The sequence below is a fragment of the Pseudomonas sp. G7(2022) genome (assembly GCF_052660475.1).
This window is the reverse complement of record NZ_CP109659.1, coordinates 406,186-424,636: the sequence shown is the minus strand read 5'-3', so window position 1 is coordinate 424,636 and position 18,451 is coordinate 406,186. Positions and strand designations below refer to the sequence as shown.

The following is an 18,451-nucleotide window of genomic DNA, read 5'->3' as shown; positions in this document are numbered from 1 at the left end:
TCGCGTTACAGATTGCGATCATCCAGCCGATACAGTCTCCATAAGTCCAATTAGTGGTCCGAGGGGAGTCGTCGCATGTACCGTTGGTTAGCCGAGAGTCTTGGAAATGTCAGTGTCAAACGCAAGCTGGGCATCGGTTTCGGCCTGGTGCTGCTACTGACGCTGTTGATCACCTTTACCGGCTGGACCGGCATGAGCGGCATCATCAGCCGCGGTGACAAACTCGGCTTCATCTCCAGCCTCAACGAGCTGACCAAGGACCTGCGTCTGGCGCGCCTGGACTACGAAATGCGTCGTGGCGAACAAGGCCCGGGCGCGGTCAATGACCTGCTCGGCAAGCTCGACAGCGGCCTGCAGACCGCTCGCAACCTGATCGAACAACCCGCCGACGCGGCGAAAGTCGACCAACAACTGGCGGCCATCGCCGAGTACAAGCGCGCCTTCGCCGACATGGTGCAGGCCGGCGCCAACCGCGAAGATGCCCGCAGCAAACTCGGCGCCACTGCCGACAACGCCGTGGCCAAGGTTGCCGAAGTCGAGAAATCCATGCTGCAGGGTGACAGCGTTGCCCAGTTCAACGCGGTGATCGATCTGAGCAAGTTGATCCAGCAGGCCCGCTTCCAGGTGCGCGGCTACACCTACAGCGGCAAGACCGAAGCCGAGCAACCGGCCCTCGACGCCATCGACAACGCCCTGAAAAACCTCGAGACCCTGCCGGCCAAACTGCCTGAGCAACACATCGCCAACCTGCAACAGGCCACCGATTCGCTGAAAGCCTATCGGGCCGCCGTCAGCCAGTTCCGCGACTCGCAAGTTGCCAGCGCCAAGGCCCTGGCCCGCATGGCGGCTCAGGGTGACATTCTGTTCGACGTCAGCCGCCAGCTCACCGAGTCCCAGACCATCGTCCGCGATACCGATGCCGCCAGCGCCAAGAACCTGTTGCTGATCGCCACCCTGCTGGCCGTGGCGTTCGGCCTGCTCGCCGCCTGGGCAATCACCCGACAGATCATCATCCCGCTGGAGCAGACCCTGAAAGTCGCCGAGCGCGTGGCTGCCGGCGACCTGACTCACAACCTGGTATCGCTGCGTCGCGACGAACTCGGCCAGTTGCAGCGGTCGATGCAGAGCATGACCCAGGGGCTGCGCGAACTGATCGTCGGCATCAGCGACGGCGTCACCCAGATCGCCAGTGCCGCCGAAGAACTGTCAGCCGTGACCGAGCAAACCAGCGCCGGCGTGAACAATCAGAAAATCGAGACCGACCAGGTCGCGACCGCCATGAACGAAATGGCCGCCACCGTGCAGGAAGTCGCGCGCAACGCCGAGGAAGCTTCGGAAGCCGCCGTCGCCGCCGACCAGCAAGCCCGTGAAGGCGACAAGGTGGTTGGCGAGGCCATCGCCCAGATTGAACGTCTGGCCGCTGAAGTCGGCCATTCCACCGAGGCCATGGGCGAGCTCAAGCGCGAAAGCGACAAGATCGGCAGCGTGCTCGACGTGATCAAGTCCGTGGCCCAGCAAACCAACCTGCTGGCCCTCAACGCCGCCATCGAAGCGGCCCGTGCCGGTGAAGCGGGCCGTGGTTTTGCGGTGGTCGCCGATGAAGTGCGCAGCCTTGCCCAGCGCACCCAGAAGTCCACCGAAGAGATCGAAGAGCTGATCGTCGGCCTGCAGAACGGCACCCAGCAAGTGTCGACGATCATGGACAACAGCCGCACCCTGACCGACAGCAGCGTCGAGCTGACCCGTCGCGCCGGTGGCTCGCTGGAAAGCATCACCCGCACCGTTTCGGCGATTCAGGCGATGAACCAGCAGATCGCCGCAGCGGCCGAGCAGCAGAGCGCCGTGGCCGAAGAGATCAATCGCAGCGTGCTGAACGTGCGGGATGTGTCGGACCAGACGTCGGCAGCGAGTGAAGAGACGGCGGCCTCCAGCGTCGAGCTGGCGCGCCTGGGCACTCACCTGCAAACGCTGGTGGGCCGGTTCAAGGTTTAAACCGCGCAAACAAAAAAATCGCAGCCATTGGCTGCGATTTTTTTTGTCCTGCGTTTAGAGGACTTGGCGCAGGAACGCCTGGGCTCGCGGATCCTTCGGCGCATCGAAGAATTCGGCCGGTGAGGCATCTTCCAGCAGTTTGCCGTGATCGAAGAACAGCACCCGATCCGCCACTTCCCGGGCAAAGCCCATTTCGTGGGTCACGCAGACCATGGTCATGCCTTCCACAGCCAGGTTCTTCATCACGTCCAGCACTTCACCGACCATTTCCGGATCGAGGGCCGAGGTCGGTTCATCGAACAGCATGACCTTCGGATCCATCGCCAGCGCCCGGGCGATCGCCACGCGCTGCTGCTGCCCGCCGGACAGACGCGAAGGGTATTCGCGGGCCTTCTGCGCAATACCGACTTTCTCCAGCAGCGCCAGGGCCTTGGCTTCGCTTTCTTTCTGGCCGCGCTTGCGCACGACTTTCTGCGCCAGACAGAGATTTTCCAGCACGGTCATGTGCGGGAACAGGTTGAAGTGCTGGAACACCATGCCGACTTCGCGGCGGTAGGCGTTGACGTCGGTTTTCGGGTCGGCCAGCTGCAGGCCGTCGATGCTCACCGAACCGGAATCGAATTCTTCCAGACCATTGAGACAACGCAGGAAGGTCGACTTGCCGGAACCGGACGGGCCGAGCACCACCAGCACTTCGCCCTTGGCCACGTTCGTACTGACGTGATCCACCGCGCGCACTACCTGGCCGCGGGTGTCGAAGACTTTTACCAGATCGCGGACTTCAATCACTTTGCGCGAGCCTCCGCTCGAGCCGGCTGGCGATTTTCGACAGCGGCAGGTTGATCAACAGGTACAGGCCGGCAACGCAGAACAGGATTTCGAATGGCGAAAACGACGTGGTGATGACTTCACGGCCGCTTTTCAGCAGCTCAGTGATGGCGATCACCGACACCAGCGAGGTGTCCTTCACCAGGCTGATGAACTGCCCGGCCAGCGGCGGCAGCACGCGCTTGAACGCTTGCGGCAGCACCACGTGGCGCATCGACTGGCCAGCGCTCAAACCCAGCGAGCGGGCCGCTTCATTCTGCCCACGGGCAATCGACTGCACACCGGAACGGATGATTTCTGCCACGTAGGCGCCGGTGAACAGCGACAGCGCGGCGATCCCGGCGAACTCCCGGGACAGGTTCATCACCGTGCCGATGAAGAAATAGAAAATGAAGATCTGCACCAGCAGCGGCGTACCGCGCACCAGCTCGACATAGATCGTCGACAGGTCGCGCAGGGTCGGGTTGCTCGACAACCGGCACAATCCGGTCGCCAGACCGATCAGCAGTCCCAGCACGCCGGACACCGCCGACAGCCAAAGCGTTGTCCACAGGCCCCACAGCAGCGGACCCGCCGCCCAATGCCGGGTCACGCCCACGACGTCGCCTTCGGCCACATCGTCGCCCTGAGCGAATTGCAGGCTGTTTTCGTCGACGGTCAGATGCTGCTCGTCACCGGCATCGTTGCGCAGGGTGACCTGCGCGCTGCCGCCCTTGCGCACCAGTTCGCTGACGGTGGAAATGTCGGTCGCGCGCTGGGTTTCCTCGGCCTGGTAGGCGAAGTACTGCGGCACGCGGTTCCAGCGCCATTCGTAGGACATCAGCGACGTGGCGTAATACAGCGCGCCAGCCAGGCCGACCAGCACCAGCACAGTCAGCACGTGCCAGGGCCATTGGGCTTTTTTCTGTTTCATGGGTTTAGCGAAATCCGAAAGTTGTGTCGCCGGGGAGGCCGCCTTCGCGGGCAAGTCGAATCGTCGTACCGCCGCTCCCACAGGGAACGCATTCCAATGTGGGAGCGGGCTTGCTCGCGAATGGGGCGACTCGGTCTATATGACCGAGTTATTCCATGTCCTTGAGCCACTCGGTGCTCTTGAACCACTTGTCATGGATGCGATCGTAGGTGCCGTCTTCGTGGATCTGGTGCAGGAAGTTGTTGATGAAGTTGAGGCTGTCGTAGTCACCCTTCTTCAGGCCGAAGGCCAGTGGCTCGTAGGTGAACGGCTTGTCGAGGAACACCAGTTTGCCGGCACCGACCTTGTTCACGGCAACGACGTTGTACGGGGCGTCGTAGATGAAGGCGTCAGCCTTGCCGTTGACCACGTCGAGCACGGCTTCCTGCTCGTTGTCGTAGCCGTGGTACTTGGCCTTGGCGATCAACTTCTTGGCGACCATCTCGCCGGTGGTGCCGAGCTTGGAGGTGATGCGGTAGTCGGCGGTGTTCAGGTCTTTATAAGACTTGATGGTGCCTTCCAGCTCCTTGCGGATCAGCAGGGTCTGGCCGACCACGATGAACGGTTCGCTGAAGTTCAGGCGCAGGTTGCGTTCCTGGGTCAGGGTCATGCCGCTGCCGATCATGTCGAACTTGTCGGTCATCAGCGCCGGGATAATGCCGTCGTAACCGGTCGAAACCAGCTCCAGCTTGACGCCCATGGCCTTGGTCATGGCTTTGAGGATGTCGACTTCGAAGCCGATGATTTCGCCGCGCTTGTTGGTCATCTCGAACGGCATGTAGGTCGGGTCCATGCCGACTTTCAAGGTGCCGCGCTTGACCGCGTCATCGATTGCGCCGGCCTGCGCCGCATTGACTGCAACCAGTGCCGTGACGCCGACCAGCAGCATCGACAGATACTTCTTCATCTTCAAGTCCCCAAAACCATTGCGTTTGCGGCGCGAAAACCGACAGAGATGGACAAAATTGTCCGGGGGCGCCAATTCGGGGACGGATGCTAACGCACTCGATTTTTTGCACAAGGTTTAATGGACGATTTGTTTAACAATCAAGGGCCGGGCCGAGAGGCTCCTTTATCGAGATCAAAAAAAACCCCGCTTTCGCGGGGTTTCTTCATCAGGCCGGTTGCGCCTGCAAGCTCACAGGCTTGAGCGGCAGCAGCGGCGCATGGGGGTCGGCTTTCACCGAAGCCCGCCAGGCGTCCAGCCACTCGGCGTGACCTTCGGCCCACACCTGCTCGTGCAAACGGGCCAGGGCGACCGGATCGCTCAGCAGTTGCAGGCGATCATGGTTGTTCAGCCCGGCCGGGCCAACCTTGATCGCGTGACGCACACGCTCCTGACGCAGCCATTCGATCGGCTCGGCCTCACCGTGACGCGAAGTCGCCAGCGAGCACGCCAGGGCGTTCTGCTGCGGATCGACCACGGCGCGGACGAAGCCGTCGTTCAGCGCGTGCCAGCGGTTTTCGTGGGTGTACTGATCAGTGGCCAGCAGCGCCTGTGGCGGATTGTATTCCTCGGGGATGAGGAACAGGCTCTCGTCACGGGATTTGAGGCCCAGCCCCACACGGCTGGAAATCACCGACACCGGAATCGACAGCATCAGCGAACCGACGATCGGCACCAGCCACCACAGGAAGCTCGGGTTCAGCCAGATCACCAGCAGCGCCCAGAAGAAGCCCAGTAGCGTCTGCGGACCGTGGCGCTTGACCGCCTCGCTCCATGGCGTGGAGTCGTCGTCACGCTGCGGCGAGTTCCAGGTCGCAGCCCAGCCGAGGAACGCGGCCAGGACAAAACGGGTGTGGAAAATCATCCGCACCGGCGCCAGCAGCATGGAGAACAGCATCTCCAGCAGCATCGACAGGGTCACCTTGAACTTGCCGCCGAACTCTTTCGCACCCTTGGCCCAGATCAGGATGATGCTCAACAGTTTCGGCAGGAACAGCAGCACGATGGTCGTCGAGAACAGCGCGATCGCCTTGTCCGGGTGCCATTGCGGCCACAGCGGATAGAGCTGACGCGGTTCGAGGAAGTACTGCGGCTCCATCAGCGTGTTCACCGCCAGCAGCGCGGTGGACAGCACGAGGAAGAAGAACCACAGCGGCGCCGACAGGTAAGACATCACGCCGGTCAGGAACACCGCGCGGTGCACCGGGTGCATGCCTTTGACCAGGAACAGACGGAAGTTCATCAGGTTGCCGTGGCACCAGCGACGGTCACGCTTGAGTTCGTCGAGCAGGTTCGGTGGCAGTTCTTCGTAGCTGCCCGGCAGATCGTAGGCAATCCACACGCCCCAGCCGGCACGGCGCATCAGCGCGGCTTCAACGAAGTCGTGAGAGAGGATCGCACCGGAGAACGCCCCCTTGCCTGGCAACGGCGCCAGGGCGCAGTGGTCGATGAACGGCTTCATGCGGATGATCGCGTTGTGACCCCAGTAGTGGGATTCACCCAGTTGCCAGAAGTGCAGGCCGGCGGTGAATAGCGGACCGTACACACGAGTGGCGAACTGCTGCATGCGTGCATACAGCGTGTCCATGCCCGAAGCACGCGGCGCGGTCTGAATAATGCCGGCGTCCGGAGTGGCCTCCATCAGGCGCACCAGACTGGTCAGGCACTCGCCGCTCATCACCGAGTCGGCGTCGAGCACGACCATGTACTTGTAATCACCGCCCCAGCGACGGCAGAAGTCGTCGAGGTTGCCGCTCTTGCGTTTGACGCGGCGACGGCGGCGGCGATAGAAGATCTTGCCGAAGCCCTTGGCTTCACGGCAGACGTCCAGCCAGGCCTGCTGCTCAGCAACACAGATGTCGGTGTCGTTACTGTCGCTGAGGACGAAGAAGTCGAAACGATCCAGGTCACCGGTAGCGGCGACCGACTCGAAGGTCGCACGCAGACCGGCGAACACTCGCGGCACGTCTTCGTTGCAGATCGGCATCACCAGTGCGGTGCGCGCATCTTTCGGAATCGGTTCGTTGCCAGCGCTTTTACCGGAGATCCGGTATTTATCGTGACCGGTGAGCAATTCGAGGAAGCCCATCAGCGCGGTCCAGAAACCGGCCGACACCCAGCAGAACAGAATCCCGAACATGATCAGGATGCTGGTCTGCAGCGCATACGGCAGCACTTGTGTGGCGGTCTGCAGCAGCGGTTGATGCAGGACTTCTTCCAGATCGACGAACGACCAGCCCTGGTACGGCATGATGCCTTTCATGTACCAGCCGGCGACGATGGTCTGGCCGAGCATCAGGATCAGCAGGATGTAGCGACGGATCGAACCGACGGTGCGCCAGCGTGCGGCCGGCAGCACGTTCTGGTCCTTCGGCGGCTGCGGCGGGTTGGTCCGGCCGGTCATACGACGCCAGCCACGCACCAGGATATTGGTGCGCCACGGCTCCGGCACGACCTTGGTCCGACGGATCGGCGGCGTAGCCTTGAGGCTGACCCGGCCACTGGCATCGAGCACCAGCATTTCCGCGTCTTCCAGCTCTTCGGCGGTGCTCAGGGTCAGGCGCTTGCCGACCGAAGCCTGGGCGGCTTCGGTCGGCGCGTCGAACGTCGAGGACGACAGGCGTTGATGCAATTCGCTGAAGGACTGGCAGCCCGCGAGTTCCGCGCGCTGTTCGTCGGTCATCGGCAGATGCGCCAGATACTCGGACAGAGTCTCTGGCTGTACTTGAGAATTACTCATCGGCAGGCAACTGATAGCTCCAGGTCTCGGTCAGGACTTCTTCAGTCGAGGCCGGTTCCGGTGTGGCTGGGGCCGCGTCCGCAGCCGCTGGCTGCTTGGCGTCTTTGTTGGCCTTGTCCTTGGCGTCTGTCGCTGGCTTGGCGTCGGCCTGTTTGGCTTCGGCGGCCTTGGCTTCCTTGTCGGCTTTCTCTTGCTGCTTGGCGGCGATCTTGTCGGCCTTCGCAACCGAGGAATTGGAAGCCGGCAGCGAGGTCTTGGCCAGATCGGCCGGGACGATGTTCTGCACCAGTGCGGCACGCATCTCGGTCGACTTGCTCGCGTCCTTGATCTTCATCCGCAGGGTCAGGCGCCAGCCCTTGGTTTCAGGGTTGTAGCGCACGCTGTTTTCGACCAGTTCGGCGTTGTCGCCGACGCTGACCTGGCTGCGAACGTCCGCATCCGGGGCCAGGGCCGCCAGAGACGGGCCTTCGAAGTCGACCAGATAGGCAACGCTGCCATCCGGCTGACGGATCAGGTTCGATTGCTTGACGTCACCGGTCGAACGCAGGGTCTGCTTGACCCAGGCGCTGTCCGGCGCGTGAATCGCCGGTTCGTCCATGGTCCAGTGCATGCGATAGGCGAAGTCCAGCGGCTTGCCTGGCTCCGGCAGTTTTTCCGGGTTCCAGAACGCAACGATGTTGTCGTTGGTTTCGTCGGCGGTCGGGATCTCGACCAGATCGACGGTACCTTTGCCCCAGTCACCCTTCGGCTCGATCCAGGCGCTTGGACGCTTGTCGTAGCGGTCATCGAGATCTTCGTAGTGGCTGAAGTCACGGCCACGTTGCAGCAGACCGAAACCACGCGGGTTTTCGACGCTGAACTGGCTCACGGCCAGATGTTTAGGGTTGTTCAGAGGGCGCCAGATCCATTCGCCGTTGCCGGCATGGATCGACAGACCGCTGGAGTCGTGCAGTTCACGACGGTAGTTGAGCACTTTCGACGGCTGGTTGGCGCCGAACAGGAACATGCTGGTCAGCGGCGCGATGCCGAGCTTGCCGACCTTGTCACGCAGGTACATCTGGCCCTTGACGTCAACGATGGTGTCGCTGCCCGGACGCAGGATCAGGCGGTAGGCGCCGGTCGCACGTGGCGAATCCAGCAGGGCGAAGATCACCAGATGCTTGTCACCCGGCTTCGGCTGTTGAATCCAGAACTCGCGAAAACGCGGGAATTCTTCGCCGGACGGCAAAGCGGTATCGATCGCCAGGCCACGGGCCGACAGACCGTAGGTGTGACCCTTGCCGACAACGCGGAAGTAGCTCGCGCCCAGCATGGTCATGATTTCGTCTTGCTTGTCAGCCTTGTTGATCGGGTACAGCACACGGAAACCGGCGTAGCCCAGCTGTTCGGTGGCCTTGGGATCGAACTGCAGATCGCCGAAATCGAAACGGCTCGGATCGTATTTGATCTCTTCGACGGTGTTCGCGGTGATTTCGTTGATTTTCACCGGCGTATCGAAGTGCATGCCCTGATGGTAGAAGGACAGCTTGAACGGGGTCTTCTGGTCGGCCCATTCGGCTTTTTCGGTGCGGAAACGAATCTTCTGATAGTCCGCGAACTTCATCTCACGGAATTCGTTCGGCAGGTTGCTGCGCGGGGCTTCGAACTTCTGCCCGGCCAGCTCTTTGGCCTTGGCCGACACATCGTCAAGATTGAATGCCCAAAGCTGGCCGGCGCTGAGCAGGCAGAGAACTGCCGAGCCCGCTACCAGAGCGCTGCGCAAGCGTTTGGCAGACAATTTTGCTGCATAACAGGGACTAACAATCACGAGCAACCCTCGCCGAAAACAGATCAATAAACCAACGGCCAGATGAAGCGCCTGTGAGGTATTCGGTACAAAAATAACCGACCTTGCAGGACACCCTTGCCAAGTTGGCGAGCATTGTTCCGACTCCGCTGGGTCGAAATGATTCCCCAATCGGATCCGGACAAGTCTCTACCTAAGTCAAAATGGACCAACGAACGCTGATCCCCGTAGCGCGCGATTATCTAGTAGCCCGCGTGACAACGCATCAGGGGTAACAAAGTATTTATCGCGAAAATTCCCTGTTTTCAGTCGAAAAGCCCTTAAAAACGTGTTTCAAGCACTTTCATGTCTGTAACAGGAAGGTTACCGGGCCGTCATTGACCAGGTGAACCTGCATATCCGCGCCGAATCTACCTGATGCCACAGTGCCATGCATCTGTTTCGCTTTGCTGAATAGATAGTCGAACAATTCCTCGCCCAGCGCCGGAGGGGCGGCGGTCGAGAAACTCGGACGCAACCCGCTTCTGGTGTCGGCAGCCAGGGTGAACTGAGAGACCAGCAGCAGCCCGCCGCCCACATCCGCCAAAGACAGATTCATCTTGCCTACGGCGTCACCGAATACTCGATAGTTAAGCAGTTTATGCAGAAGTTTGTCGGCGCTGGCCTGCGTGTCGTCGGGTTCGACCGCCACCAGCACCAGCAATCCCTGATCGACGCTGCCGACCACCTCCCCCGCCACTTCGACTCGCGCGCCTTTCACGCGCTGCAATAGCCCCTTCATGCTTCTTCGGGCGGCAGGTCGAGCAGGCGCCGGGCCATGTTGCTGGCGGCGCGTACCAGCGCATCGGTGATACCCGGTTCCGAGGCCGCGTGACCGGCATCGCGGATCACCTGCAGCTCGCTGTTCGGCCAGGCCTGATGCAGTTCCCAGGCATTGTCGAGCGGGCAGATCACGTCGTAGCGGCCGTGGATGATCACGCCGGGCAGATGGGCGATCTTGCCCATGTCGCGGATCAACTGGTTCGGTTCCAGGAAAGCGTTATTGGTGAAGTAGTGGCATTCGATCCGCGCGATCGACAAGGCACGCTGCGGCTCGGAGAACCGGTCGACCACCAGCGGGTTCGGGCGCAGGGTCGCGGTGCGCCCTTCCCAGGTCGACCAGGCCTTGGCCGCGTGCATCTGGGCGATCTGATCGTTGCCGGTCAGGCGTTTGTGGAAAGCGCTGAGCAGGTCGTCGCGCTCATCCAGCGGGATCGGCGCGAGGTAGTCCTGCCAGTAATCGGGGAACAGACGGCTGGCCCCGGCCTGGTAGAACCATTCGATTTCCTGCGGGCGGCAGAGAAAGATCCCACGCAGGATCAGACCATGCACGCGCTCCGGGTGAGTTTGCGCGTAGGCCAGCGCCAGGGTCGAACCCCAGGAACCGCCGAACAGCACCCATTTGTCGATGCCCAGGTGTTTGCGGATACGCTCGAGGTCTTCGACCAGATCCCAGGTGGTGTTGTTTTCCAGGCTGGCGTGGGGGGTGGAACGTCCGCAGCCACGCTGGTCGAAGGTGACGATGCGATACAGATTCGGATCGAAGTAGCGGCGACTCTGGGCATCACACCCCGCGCCCGGGCCACCATGGATGAAGACCACCGGCAAACCTTCCGGTGAACCGCTTTCGTCGACGTACAGCGTATGGGTGTCATCGACGGCCAGATCGTGCCGTGCGTGAGGTTTGATCTGCGGAAACAAAGTCTGCATTGCGCGCTCCGTAAGGGGTAGAGGTCATCCCTGGGGGGACTTCTATTATTCTGCCGTCCGGCATCATAAACCCGATTTACGTCAATGAGCATGCCCGCGCGCTGTCACATTTTGTCAGTCATGAACCCCAGCAGGTTCTCAAAGAGACGATCGACCTCGGCGACCTGATGCCGCGCCCGCAGGCAACCGTGAACCAGCCCTTCGCCGTAGTACAGCGCCGCGTCGACGCCCGCCGCGTTAAGCCGTTCGGCGTAGCACACGCCGTCGTCACGCAGCGGATCGAACTGCGCCACGGCAATCCAGGCCGGGGGCAAACCACTGAAGTCATCGGCCAGCAACGGCATCGCATAAGCATTCGGATTCGCGGTGCCGCGCAGGTACAAGGCGTGATAACAATCGACATCGCTGCTGGCGAGCAGCGGCGCATCGGCGCATTCGCTGCGCGACGGTAACTCTGTGTCGCCTCCCAGCCCCGGATAGATCAAGACCTGCGCGCCCGGCAGCGGCTGGCCGGCATCGCGCAAGGCCAGGCACAACGCCGCCGCCAGATTGCCGCCTGCGCTGTCGCCGGCTACCAGCATCCGCTCGGCGTCGAACCAGAACGGCCCGCTGCGCAACGCGCGCCACACGGTCAGGCAATCCTCGAAACCGGCCGGGAACGGATGCTCCGGCGCCAGCCGGTAATCCACCGCCACCACCATTGCCCCGAGCGAGATGGACAGTTCACAGCAGATGAAGTCATGGGAATCCAGCCCGCCGACCACCCAACCGCCGCCGTGCAGATACAACACGCACGGCCAGCCACTGACCGATGGCCGGACGGGCGGGCGATACGAACGCACCGCCACCCCGCTCAACTGGAAATCCACCACCTCCAGACCCGCCGGTCGCTCGGGCGCGAAGGCCCGGCACATGTCGTCATAGGATTTGCGCAAACCCGCGAGGCTGCCGTCATCACTGGCGAAGCTTTCGGTTCTGGCGACAAACGCCGCCATCGCCGGTGAAAGTGGATAAGTGCTCATCAGTTTTTCAGGCTGGCCTGGACTGTGGCCACGCCGTCCTTGCCGTCAAAACTGCTGACACCCGCCAGCCAGCGTTGCAAGTCTTCGGGATGCTCACGCAGCCAGGTTTTCGCCACTTCCTGAGGTGTCTTGCGCTCCATGATCGGCACCATCAACTGGCTTTCCTGGGCGGCGGTGAAGGTCAGGTTTTCCAGCAGTCGATGGACGTTCGGGCAGCGCTCGGCGTAGTCCGGCGCGGTGACGGTGGAAACGGTGGCGGCGCCTTCGTTGGGGCCGTAAACGTCTTCGCTGCCGGTCAGGTAGGTGATTTTCATGTTGATGTTCATCGGATGCGGGGTCCAGCCGACGAACACCACGAATTCCTTGCGGTTCACCGCCCGCTGCACGGCGGCGAGCATGCCGGCCTCACCGGATTCGATGATCTTGAAGTCCTTCAGGCCGAAATGGTTGGTCTCGATCATGGTCTTGATCGTGGTGTTGGCGCCGCTGCCGGGCTCGATACCGTAGATCTTGCCGCCGAGCTGATCCTTGAATTTCGCGATGTCGCCGAAGGTTTTCAGCCCCGCCGCCGCAACATAGTCCGGCACTGCCAGCGTGGCCTGGGCATCGGCCAGGCTTGGCTTGTCCATCACCTTGACCTGATTGGCGGCGAGGAACGGCGCGATGTTCTTGTCCATCGCCGGTTTCCAATAGCCGAGGAAAATATCCAGACGCTTGTCGCGGATGCCGGCAAAGATGATTTGCTGCACGGCGCTGGTCTGCTTGCTCTCGTAGCCCAGGCCGTTGAGCAGCACGTCGGCCATGCCGCTGGTGGCGATCACGTCGGTCCAGTTGACCACGCCCATGCGCACGGTTTTGCAGGATGCATCGTCGGAAGCCATGGCGCCGGCGCTGAGCAGCGCACTGCCGGTCAGGATTAACGCACAACGAGTGAACAGTTTTTTCATGTGGGATCGTCTCGTGCGGCAGCGGTTTATTGTTCGGATCGGTGTCTTCTTGCACCGTGGCCAAAACATTACGCAGTAGGCGAGACGGAAAAGCGAACTGTGGCGACCGGGATTTGCACGGTGGCGACTGTCGGCCCCTTACTTGTGATCACCAAAAACTGTGGGAGCGAGCCTGCTCGCTCCCACAGGGGGAACCTTATGCGCTGTAGTGGGATTTGCCCCAGGCGAGCAGCCCTTGCAGCAACTCCTTGAGCACCACCCGCGTCGGCTCCGCCAGATCGGCGCGGTAGCGGAACGGTTCGAACTCTTCCATGTAGGTGCACTGGCCCAGTTCCAGCTGCACGGCGTGGATGTTCTCGGCCGGGTTGCCGTAGTGACGGGTGATGTGGCCGCCCTTGAAGCGTCCGTTCAGCACATGGCTGTAATCGCCATGGCGGGCACAGATCGCCTCCAGTTGCGTGGCCAGTTGTGGATCGCAACTGGCGCCGTTGAAGGTGCCGAGATTGAAGTCCGGCAGCTTGCCGTCGAACAAGTGCGGGATCACCGAACGGATCGAGTGCGCATCGAACAGCAGCGCGTAACCGAACTCGGCCTTCAGCCGCGCCAGCTCTTCCTGCAAGGTGCGGTGGTACGGCGTCCAGATCTGCTCCAGATAGGTCGCACGCTCTTGTTTCGACGGCTCCTGGCCTTCCTTGAACAACGGAATGCCATCGAACAGCGTCGCCGGGTACAGGCCGGTGGTGGCGCCGGCGTACAGCGGTTTGTCGTCTGACGGCCGGTTCAGGTCGATGACGAACCGCGAGTACTCGGCCGCCAGGGTGCTGGCGCCCAGTTCGGCGGCAAAGTCGTAGAGCTGCGGAATATGCCAGTCGGTGTCCGGCAGGCTTTTCGCGTCCGGGATCAATCCGGCCTCGACCGCCGGAGTCAGGCGCACACCGGCGTGAGGCATGCTGATCAGCAGCGGCACGCGACCTTGTTTGAAGTTCAGAACCTTATCCACAACCACTCTCCTACAGACTTGATTCAACGCCGTGACGCACGACGCGTTTGTCCAGTTCACCACCCAGCCAGTACGCCAGATCCGCCGGCCGGTCGATCTGCCAGGCGACAAAATCCGCGACCTTGCCGGCTTCCAGCGAACCGTGGGTCTCGGCCATGCCCAGGGCTTGCGCCGCGTGAATCGTGGCGCCGGCCAGCGCCTCTTCCGGGGTCATGCGGAAACAGGTGCAGGCCATATTCAGCATCAGGCGCAACGACAGCGCCGGCGAAGTGCCGGGGTTGAGGTCGCTGGCGATGGCGATTTTCACCTTGTGTTTGCGCAGGGCTTCCATCGGCGGCAACTGGGTTTCGCGCAGGAAGTAGAACGCGCCCGGCAACAACACCGCGACGGTGTCGGATTCGGCCATGGCGATGGCGTCGGCTTCGTCCATGAACTCCAGGTGATCGGCGGACAATGCGTGATAACGCGCGGCCAGGCTGGAGCCGTGCAGCGACGACAATTGCTCGGCATGCAGCTTCACCGGCAGACCGAGTTTTTGCGCGGCGATGAACACCCGCTCGACTTGCTCCGGGGAGAACGCCAGGTATTCGCAAAACGCATCCACCGCGTCCACCAGACCTTCGGCGGCCAGGGCGGGGAGCATCTCGGCGCAGATGTGATCGATGTAGTCGTCGGCGCGATCCTTGTATTCCGGCGGCAAGGCATGGGCGGCCAGGCAGGTGCTGCGCACGCTGATCGGCAACTCGGCGGCGAGACGACGGATGACCCGCAGGATCTTGCGCTCGCTGGCCAGATCGAGGCCGTAGCCGGATTTCATTTCGACCGTGGTCACGCCATCACGCATCAGGCTTTTCAGGCGTTTGGCGGCGCTGGCGAACAGTTCGTCTTCCGACGCTTCACGCGTGGCGCGCACGGTGCTGGCGATGCCGCCGCCGGCGGCTGCGATCTCGGCGTAGCTGACGCCTTGCAGGCGTTTCTCGAACTCACCGCTGCGGTTGCCACCGAACACGGTGTGGGTGTGGCAGTCGATCAGGCCGGGGGTGACCCACGCGCCTTGCAGATCATTGACCGCCGGATATTCGCCGGACGGCAATTGGCTGCGCGGGCCGATCCACTCGATAAGTGCGCCGGACGTCACGATGGCCGCATCCTCGATGATCGAGTAGACGCCTTGCGCCATGGTTGCGACGTGGCAGTGTTGCCAGAGGGTTTTCATCCCTAGTCTCCACAGTATTCGTAATCGAATCGCCAGCAGGCTGGCTCCCACAGGTTGCGCGGTGCTCTTGTGGGAGCCAGCCTGCTGGCGATGAGTGCATCACAGGCTCGGCAGCAACTTAGCCGGAACCAGCTCAGTCAGAACCCGCGAAGCCAGCAATTCGGTCGCCGCATTGATGTCCGGTGCGAAGAAACGGTCCTTCTCGTAGAACGGCACTTCGCGACGCAGAATGCCCCGGGCTTTTTCCAGTTTGCTCGAGGTCTTCAGGCCGTTGCGCAGGTCCAGCCCCTGCACCGCCGCCAGCCATTCCACCGCGAGAATCCCGCGCGTGTTCTCGGCCATCTCCCACAGGCGCTTGCCGGCGGCCGGGGCCATCGACACGTGGTCTTCCTGGTTGGCGGAGGTCGGCAGGCTGTCCACCGAATGCGGATGGGACAGCGCCTTGTTCTCGCTGGCCAGGGCCGCAGCGGTCACCTGGGCGATCATGAAGCCGGAGTTCACGCCACCGTTGGCGACGAGGAACGGCGGCAGTTGCGACATGTGCTTGTCCATCATCAGCGAGATGCGGCGCTCGCTGAGGGAGCCGATTTCGGCGATGGCCAAAGCCATGTTGTCAGCCGCCATGGCCACCGGTTCGGCGTGGAAGTTGCCACCGGAAATCACGTCGCCTTCGGCCGCGAACACCAACGGGTTGTCGGACACGGCGTTGGCCTCGATGACCAGCACCTCGGCGGCCTGACGGAACTGGGTCAGGCACGCGCCCATGACTTGTGGCTGGCAACGCAGCGAGTACGGGTCCTGGACCTTTTCGCAGTTCTGGTGCGAGTCGGAGACTTCGCTGCGCTCGCCCAGCAGATCGCGATAAGCGGCGGCGGTGTCGATCTGCCCTTTCTGGCCACGGGCGGCGTGGATACGGGCATCGAACGGCGAGCGCGAGCCCAATACCGCTTCAACTGTAAGCCCGCCCAGCGCCAGCGCGCCGGCGAACAGGTCTTCACCTTCGAACAGACCGCGCAAAGCGAATGCGGTAGAAACCTGCGTGCCGTTGAGCAGCGCCAGACCTTCTTTGGCCGCCAGCGTCAGCGGGGCCAGACCGGCGACTTTCAGCGCCTCGGTCGCTTCCATCCACTCGCCCTTGTAGCGCGCCTTGCCTTCGCCCAGCAGCACCAGCGACATGTGCGCCAGCGGTGCCAGGTCGCCGGAAGCACCGACCGAACCTTTCAACGGAATGTGCGGATAAACCTCGGCGTTGATCAGCGCAATCAGCGCGTCGATCACCACGCGACGGATCCCGGAGAAACCACGGCTGAGGCTGTTGACCTTGAGCACCATGATCAGGCGCACCAGCTCATCGCTGATCGGCTGGCCGACGCCGGCGGCGTGGGACAACACCAGCGAACGCTGCAGGTTTTCCAGGTCTTCGCTGGCGATGCGGGTCGAGGCCAGCAGGCCGAAACCGGTGTTGATGCCGTAGGCGGTGCGGTTCTCGGCGAGGATCTGCTCGACGCAGGCGACGCTGGCTTCGATCTGGGCGCTGGCGCTGTTGTCGAGGGTCAGTTTGACCGAGTTCTGATAGATGTCACGCAGTTGGGACAGGCTCAGTTGGCCCGGGATCAGGTTCAGCGCAGTCATTTTGTGCTCCTTTTGAGAGTTTATTGTTAACTCGCCAGACGCTCCGGAGATGTCCGTTGTCCGTCGCGTCTGCCCTTTTGGGGAGCCGCGCCTTGGCACGCTGGCGTGGGTAGTTTTCAGTGCAAATTCGGTAAGGCGTTGTGCAACAGGTTCGAGTCTTTCAGAACACTTGCAGCAGCGGCGATATCCGGCGCCAGCCAACGGTCCTGATCGTAGGCCGGGACCTTCTCGCGCAGCAGTCGCCACGCCACATCGGTGCCCGCGCCGAAGCGCTGGTCCTTGAGAAATTCAAAAGCCTGGGCCGCCAGCAGGTACTCGATGGCGAGGATCTGCGTGCAGTTTTCCAGCGCACGGTGCAGCTTCAGCGCGGCGTTGGTGCCCATGCTCAAATGGTCTTCCTGCAGGCCCGAAGTGACGTAGTTGTCGAGCACCGCCGGTTGCGCCAACTGGCGGTTTTCCGCACACAGCGACGCGGCGACGTATTGCACGATCATCATCCCGGAGTTCACCCCCGGGTTGGCAACCAGAAACGCTGGCAGACCACTGACGTGCGGGTTGATCAGACGATCCAGACGTCGCTCGGCAATCGAGCCGATTTCGGCCATCGCAATCGCCAGCAAGTCCGCCGCGAGCGCCACCGATTGCCCGTGCGGGTTGGCCTGGGACATCACCCGGAAGTCGTCCGGCGTGCCCAGCAGCAACGGGTTGTCGGTGCAGCCGTTGAGTTCGGTTTCGATCTGTTTGATCGCGTGCTCCAGTTGATCGCGTGCGGCGCCATGCACCTGCGGGATCGAGCGGATGCTCAAGGCATCCTGAGTGCGAATGCCTTTGCTCTTCGCGATCACTTCACTGCCATCGAGCAGCGCCCGTAGATTGACGCCGACCTGTTGCATGCCCGGGTGCGGCTTGAGCGCGATGATCTCGGCATCGAATGCGGCGATCTGGCCGCGCTGGGCTTCGAAGCTCATGGCGCCGATCACGTCCGCCCATTGCAGCAGACGCGTGGCGTCGGCAATCGCCAGGCAACCGAGGCCGGTCATGCACGGCGTGCCATTGACCAGACACAAACCGTCCTTCGCCCCGAGCTGCACCGGTTGCAGGCCCTCTTCGGTCAGCGCCTGCTGTGCGGACACCACTTGCCCGCGATAGCTGACATTGCCCACGCCCAGCAGCGCGATGCCGACGTGGGCCATGTGGGTCAGATAACCCACCGAACCCTGGGACGGCACCTGCGGGGTGATACCGCGATTGAGCAGCGCCAGCAGCGCTTCGACCACCCGGCGATGAATGCCGGACTTGCCGTGGCTGTAGTTGCGGATCGCGGCGCACATGATGGCGCGGGTCTGCTCGTCAGCCAGTACCGGGCCGACGCCGCAGGCATGGCTGAGCAAGGTGTTACGCGACAACTGGCTGAGCTGTTCGCCCTGCAGCGAAACGTTGGACAGACCGCCCAACCCGGTGTTGACGCCATAGGCGCGTTCGCCGCTGGCGACGATGCGCTGGACGATGCCCTGGGCGTTTTCAATGCGCGCCCAGGTCTGGGCCGACAGCTCGAGCGGCGCGCCGTGACGGGCGACTGCGACCACATCCTGCCAACGCATCGGGGCGTCGGCGATAACGATTTTTTCAGCCTGGGACATC

Annotated in this window: 14 protein-coding genes and 1 pseudogene; 2 read left to right on the top strand and 13 right to left on the bottom strand. The window is 62.3% G+C overall.

The window, feature by feature from the left end:
• Window positions 1–75: 75 nt before the first annotated feature.
• Both NE357_RS01875 and NE357_RS01870 read left to right on the top strand, forming a co-directional pair.
• Window positions 76–1,089 (top strand): annotated as a pseudogene (locus tag NE357_RS01875) (methyl-accepting chemotaxis protein); the annotation flags it as partial.
• Between the two features lie 30 nt (window positions 1,090–1,119).
• On the top strand, window positions 1,120–1,992 hold the full coding sequence (locus tag NE357_RS01870) for a methyl-accepting chemotaxis protein (protein ID WP_423815191.1): 873 nt from the start codon (window positions 1,120–1,122) through the stop codon (window positions 1,990–1,992).
• Window positions 1,993–2,046: 54 nt separating this feature from the next.
• On the opposite strand, the gene NE357_RS01865 is transcribed toward NE357_RS01870, so the two are convergent.
• The 13 genes from NE357_RS01865 to hutH (NE357_RS01805) all read right to left on the bottom strand — a co-directional run bounded on the left by NE357_RS01865 (window position 2,047) and on the right by hutH (NE357_RS01805) (window position 18,450).
• Window positions 2,047–2,781, bottom strand: coding sequence for an amino acid ABC transporter ATP-binding protein (locus tag NE357_RS01865; protein ID WP_169428488.1), 735 nt, complete (start codon window positions 2,779–2,781; stop codon window positions 2,047–2,049).
• Window positions 2,774–3,733 carry an amino acid ABC transporter permease gene (locus tag NE357_RS01860; protein ID WP_169428487.1) on the bottom strand — a complete coding sequence of 320 codons (960 nt, stop codon included), beginning with the start codon at window positions 3,731–3,733 and terminating at the stop codon, window positions 2,774–2,776. Before NE357_RS01860 ends, NE357_RS01865 begins: the two co-directional genes overlap by 8 nt.
• A gap of 148 nt (window positions 3,734–3,881) precedes the next feature.
• Window positions 3,882–4,679 carry a transporter substrate-binding domain-containing protein gene (locus NE357_RS01855; protein ID WP_169428486.1) on the bottom strand — a complete coding sequence of 266 codons (798 nt, stop codon included), beginning with the start codon at window positions 4,677–4,679 and terminating at the stop codon, window positions 3,882–3,884.
• A gap of 208 nt (window positions 4,680–4,887) precedes the next feature.
• Window positions 4,888–7,458, bottom strand: coding sequence for a glucans biosynthesis glucosyltransferase MdoH (gene mdoH, locus NE357_RS01850; RefSeq protein WP_169428485.1), 2,571 nt, complete (start codon window positions 7,456–7,458; stop codon window positions 4,888–4,890).
• The gene (locus NE357_RS01845; protein WP_169428484.1) at window positions 7,451–9,265 is read right to left on the bottom strand and encodes a glucan biosynthesis protein G; all 1,815 of its coding nucleotides are present in this window, start codon (window positions 9,263–9,265) and stop codon (window positions 7,451–7,453) included. The genes mdoH and NE357_RS01845 overlap by 8 nt, the downstream gene beginning before the upstream one ends.
• A 322-nt stretch (window positions 9,266–9,587) precedes the next feature.
• Entirely contained in the window at window positions 9,588–10,025 is a 438-nt protein-coding gene (gene dtd, locus NE357_RS01840) for a D-aminoacyl-tRNA deacylase (RefSeq protein WP_169428483.1), read from the bottom strand.
• A complete protein-coding gene (gene pip / locus NE357_RS01835) occupies window positions 10,022–10,993 on the bottom strand; it encodes a prolyl aminopeptidase (RefSeq protein WP_169428482.1) in 972 nt (323 codons plus the stop codon). Before pip ends, dtd begins: the two co-directional genes overlap by 4 nt.
• Window positions 10,994–11,097: 104 nt before the next feature.
• A complete protein-coding gene (locus NE357_RS01830; protein ID WP_169428481.1) occupies window positions 11,098–12,015 on the bottom strand; it encodes an alpha/beta hydrolase in 918 nt (305 codons plus the stop codon).
• Entirely contained in the window at window positions 12,015–12,962 is a 948-nt protein-coding gene (locus NE357_RS01825; RefSeq protein WP_041475116.1) for a choline ABC transporter substrate-binding protein, read from the bottom strand. Before NE357_RS01825 ends, NE357_RS01830 begins: the two co-directional genes overlap by 1 nt.
• A gap of 196 nt (window positions 12,963–13,158) precedes the next feature.
• Window positions 13,159–13,962 (bottom strand): N-formylglutamate deformylase, encoded by an 804-nt coding sequence (gene hutG, locus NE357_RS01820; protein WP_169428480.1) that lies wholly within the window; start codon window positions 13,960–13,962, stop codon window positions 13,159–13,161.
• Between the two features lie 10 nt (window positions 13,963–13,972).
• The gene (hutI, locus tag NE357_RS01815) at window positions 13,973–15,178 is read right to left on the bottom strand and encodes an imidazolonepropionase (protein ID WP_169428479.1); all 1,206 of its coding nucleotides are present in this window, start codon (window positions 15,176–15,178) and stop codon (window positions 13,973–13,975) included.
• Between the two features lie 99 nt (window positions 15,179–15,277).
• Window positions 15,278–16,810, bottom strand: coding sequence for a histidine ammonia-lyase (gene hutH, locus NE357_RS01810; protein ID WP_169428478.1), 1,533 nt, complete (start codon window positions 16,808–16,810; stop codon window positions 15,278–15,280).
• 116 nt (window positions 16,811–16,926) lie between these two features.
• Window positions 16,927–18,450: a histidine ammonia-lyase gene (hutH, locus tag NE357_RS01805; protein ID WP_169428477.1), complete on the bottom strand. Its 1,524-nt coding sequence runs from the start codon at window positions 18,448–18,450 to the stop codon at window positions 16,927–16,929.
• Window position 18,451 lies beyond the last annotated feature (1 nt).

Excerpts from the sequence above, each read along its gene's own strand:
- NE357_RS01870 (WP_423815191.1), top strand. The coding sequence starts at position 1,120 with ATGCAGAGCATGACCCAGGGGCTGCGCGAACTGATCGTCGGCATCAGC.
- NE357_RS01860 (WP_169428487.1), bottom strand. The coding sequence starts at position 3,733 with ATGAAACAGAAAAAAGCCCAATGGCCCTGGCACGTGCTGACTGTGCTG.
- NE357_RS01855 (WP_169428486.1), bottom strand. The coding sequence starts at position 4,679 with ATGAAGAAGTATCTGTCGATGCTGCTGGTCGGCGTCACGGCACTGGTT.
- mdoH (WP_169428485.1), bottom strand. The coding sequence starts at position 7,458 with ATGAGTAATTCTCAAGTACAGCCAGAGACTCTGTCCGAGTATCTGGCG.
- dtd (WP_169428483.1), bottom strand. The coding sequence starts at position 10,025 with ATGAAGGGGCTATTGCAGCGCGTGAAAGGCGCGCGAGTCGAAGTGGCG.
- pip (WP_169428482.1), bottom strand. The coding sequence starts at position 10,993 with ATGCAGACTTTGTTTCCGCAGATCAAACCTCACGCACGGCACGATCTG.
- NE357_RS01830 (WP_169428481.1), bottom strand. The coding sequence starts at position 12,015 with ATGAGCACTTATCCACTTTCACCGGCGATGGCGGCGTTTGTCGCCAGA.
- NE357_RS01825 (WP_041475116.1), bottom strand. The coding sequence starts at position 12,962 with ATGAAAAAACTGTTCACTCGTTGTGCGTTAATCCTGACCGGCAGTGCG.
- hutI (WP_169428479.1), bottom strand. The coding sequence starts at position 15,178 with ATGAAAACCCTCTGGCAACACTGCCACGTCGCAACCATGGCGCAAGGC.
- hutH (WP_169428478.1), bottom strand. The coding sequence starts at position 16,810 with ATGACTGCGCTGAACCTGATCCCGGGCCAACTGAGCCTGTCCCAACTG.
- hutH (WP_169428477.1), bottom strand. The coding sequence starts at position 18,450 with ATGTCCCAGGCTGAAAAAATCGTTATCGCCGACGCCCCGATGCGTTGG.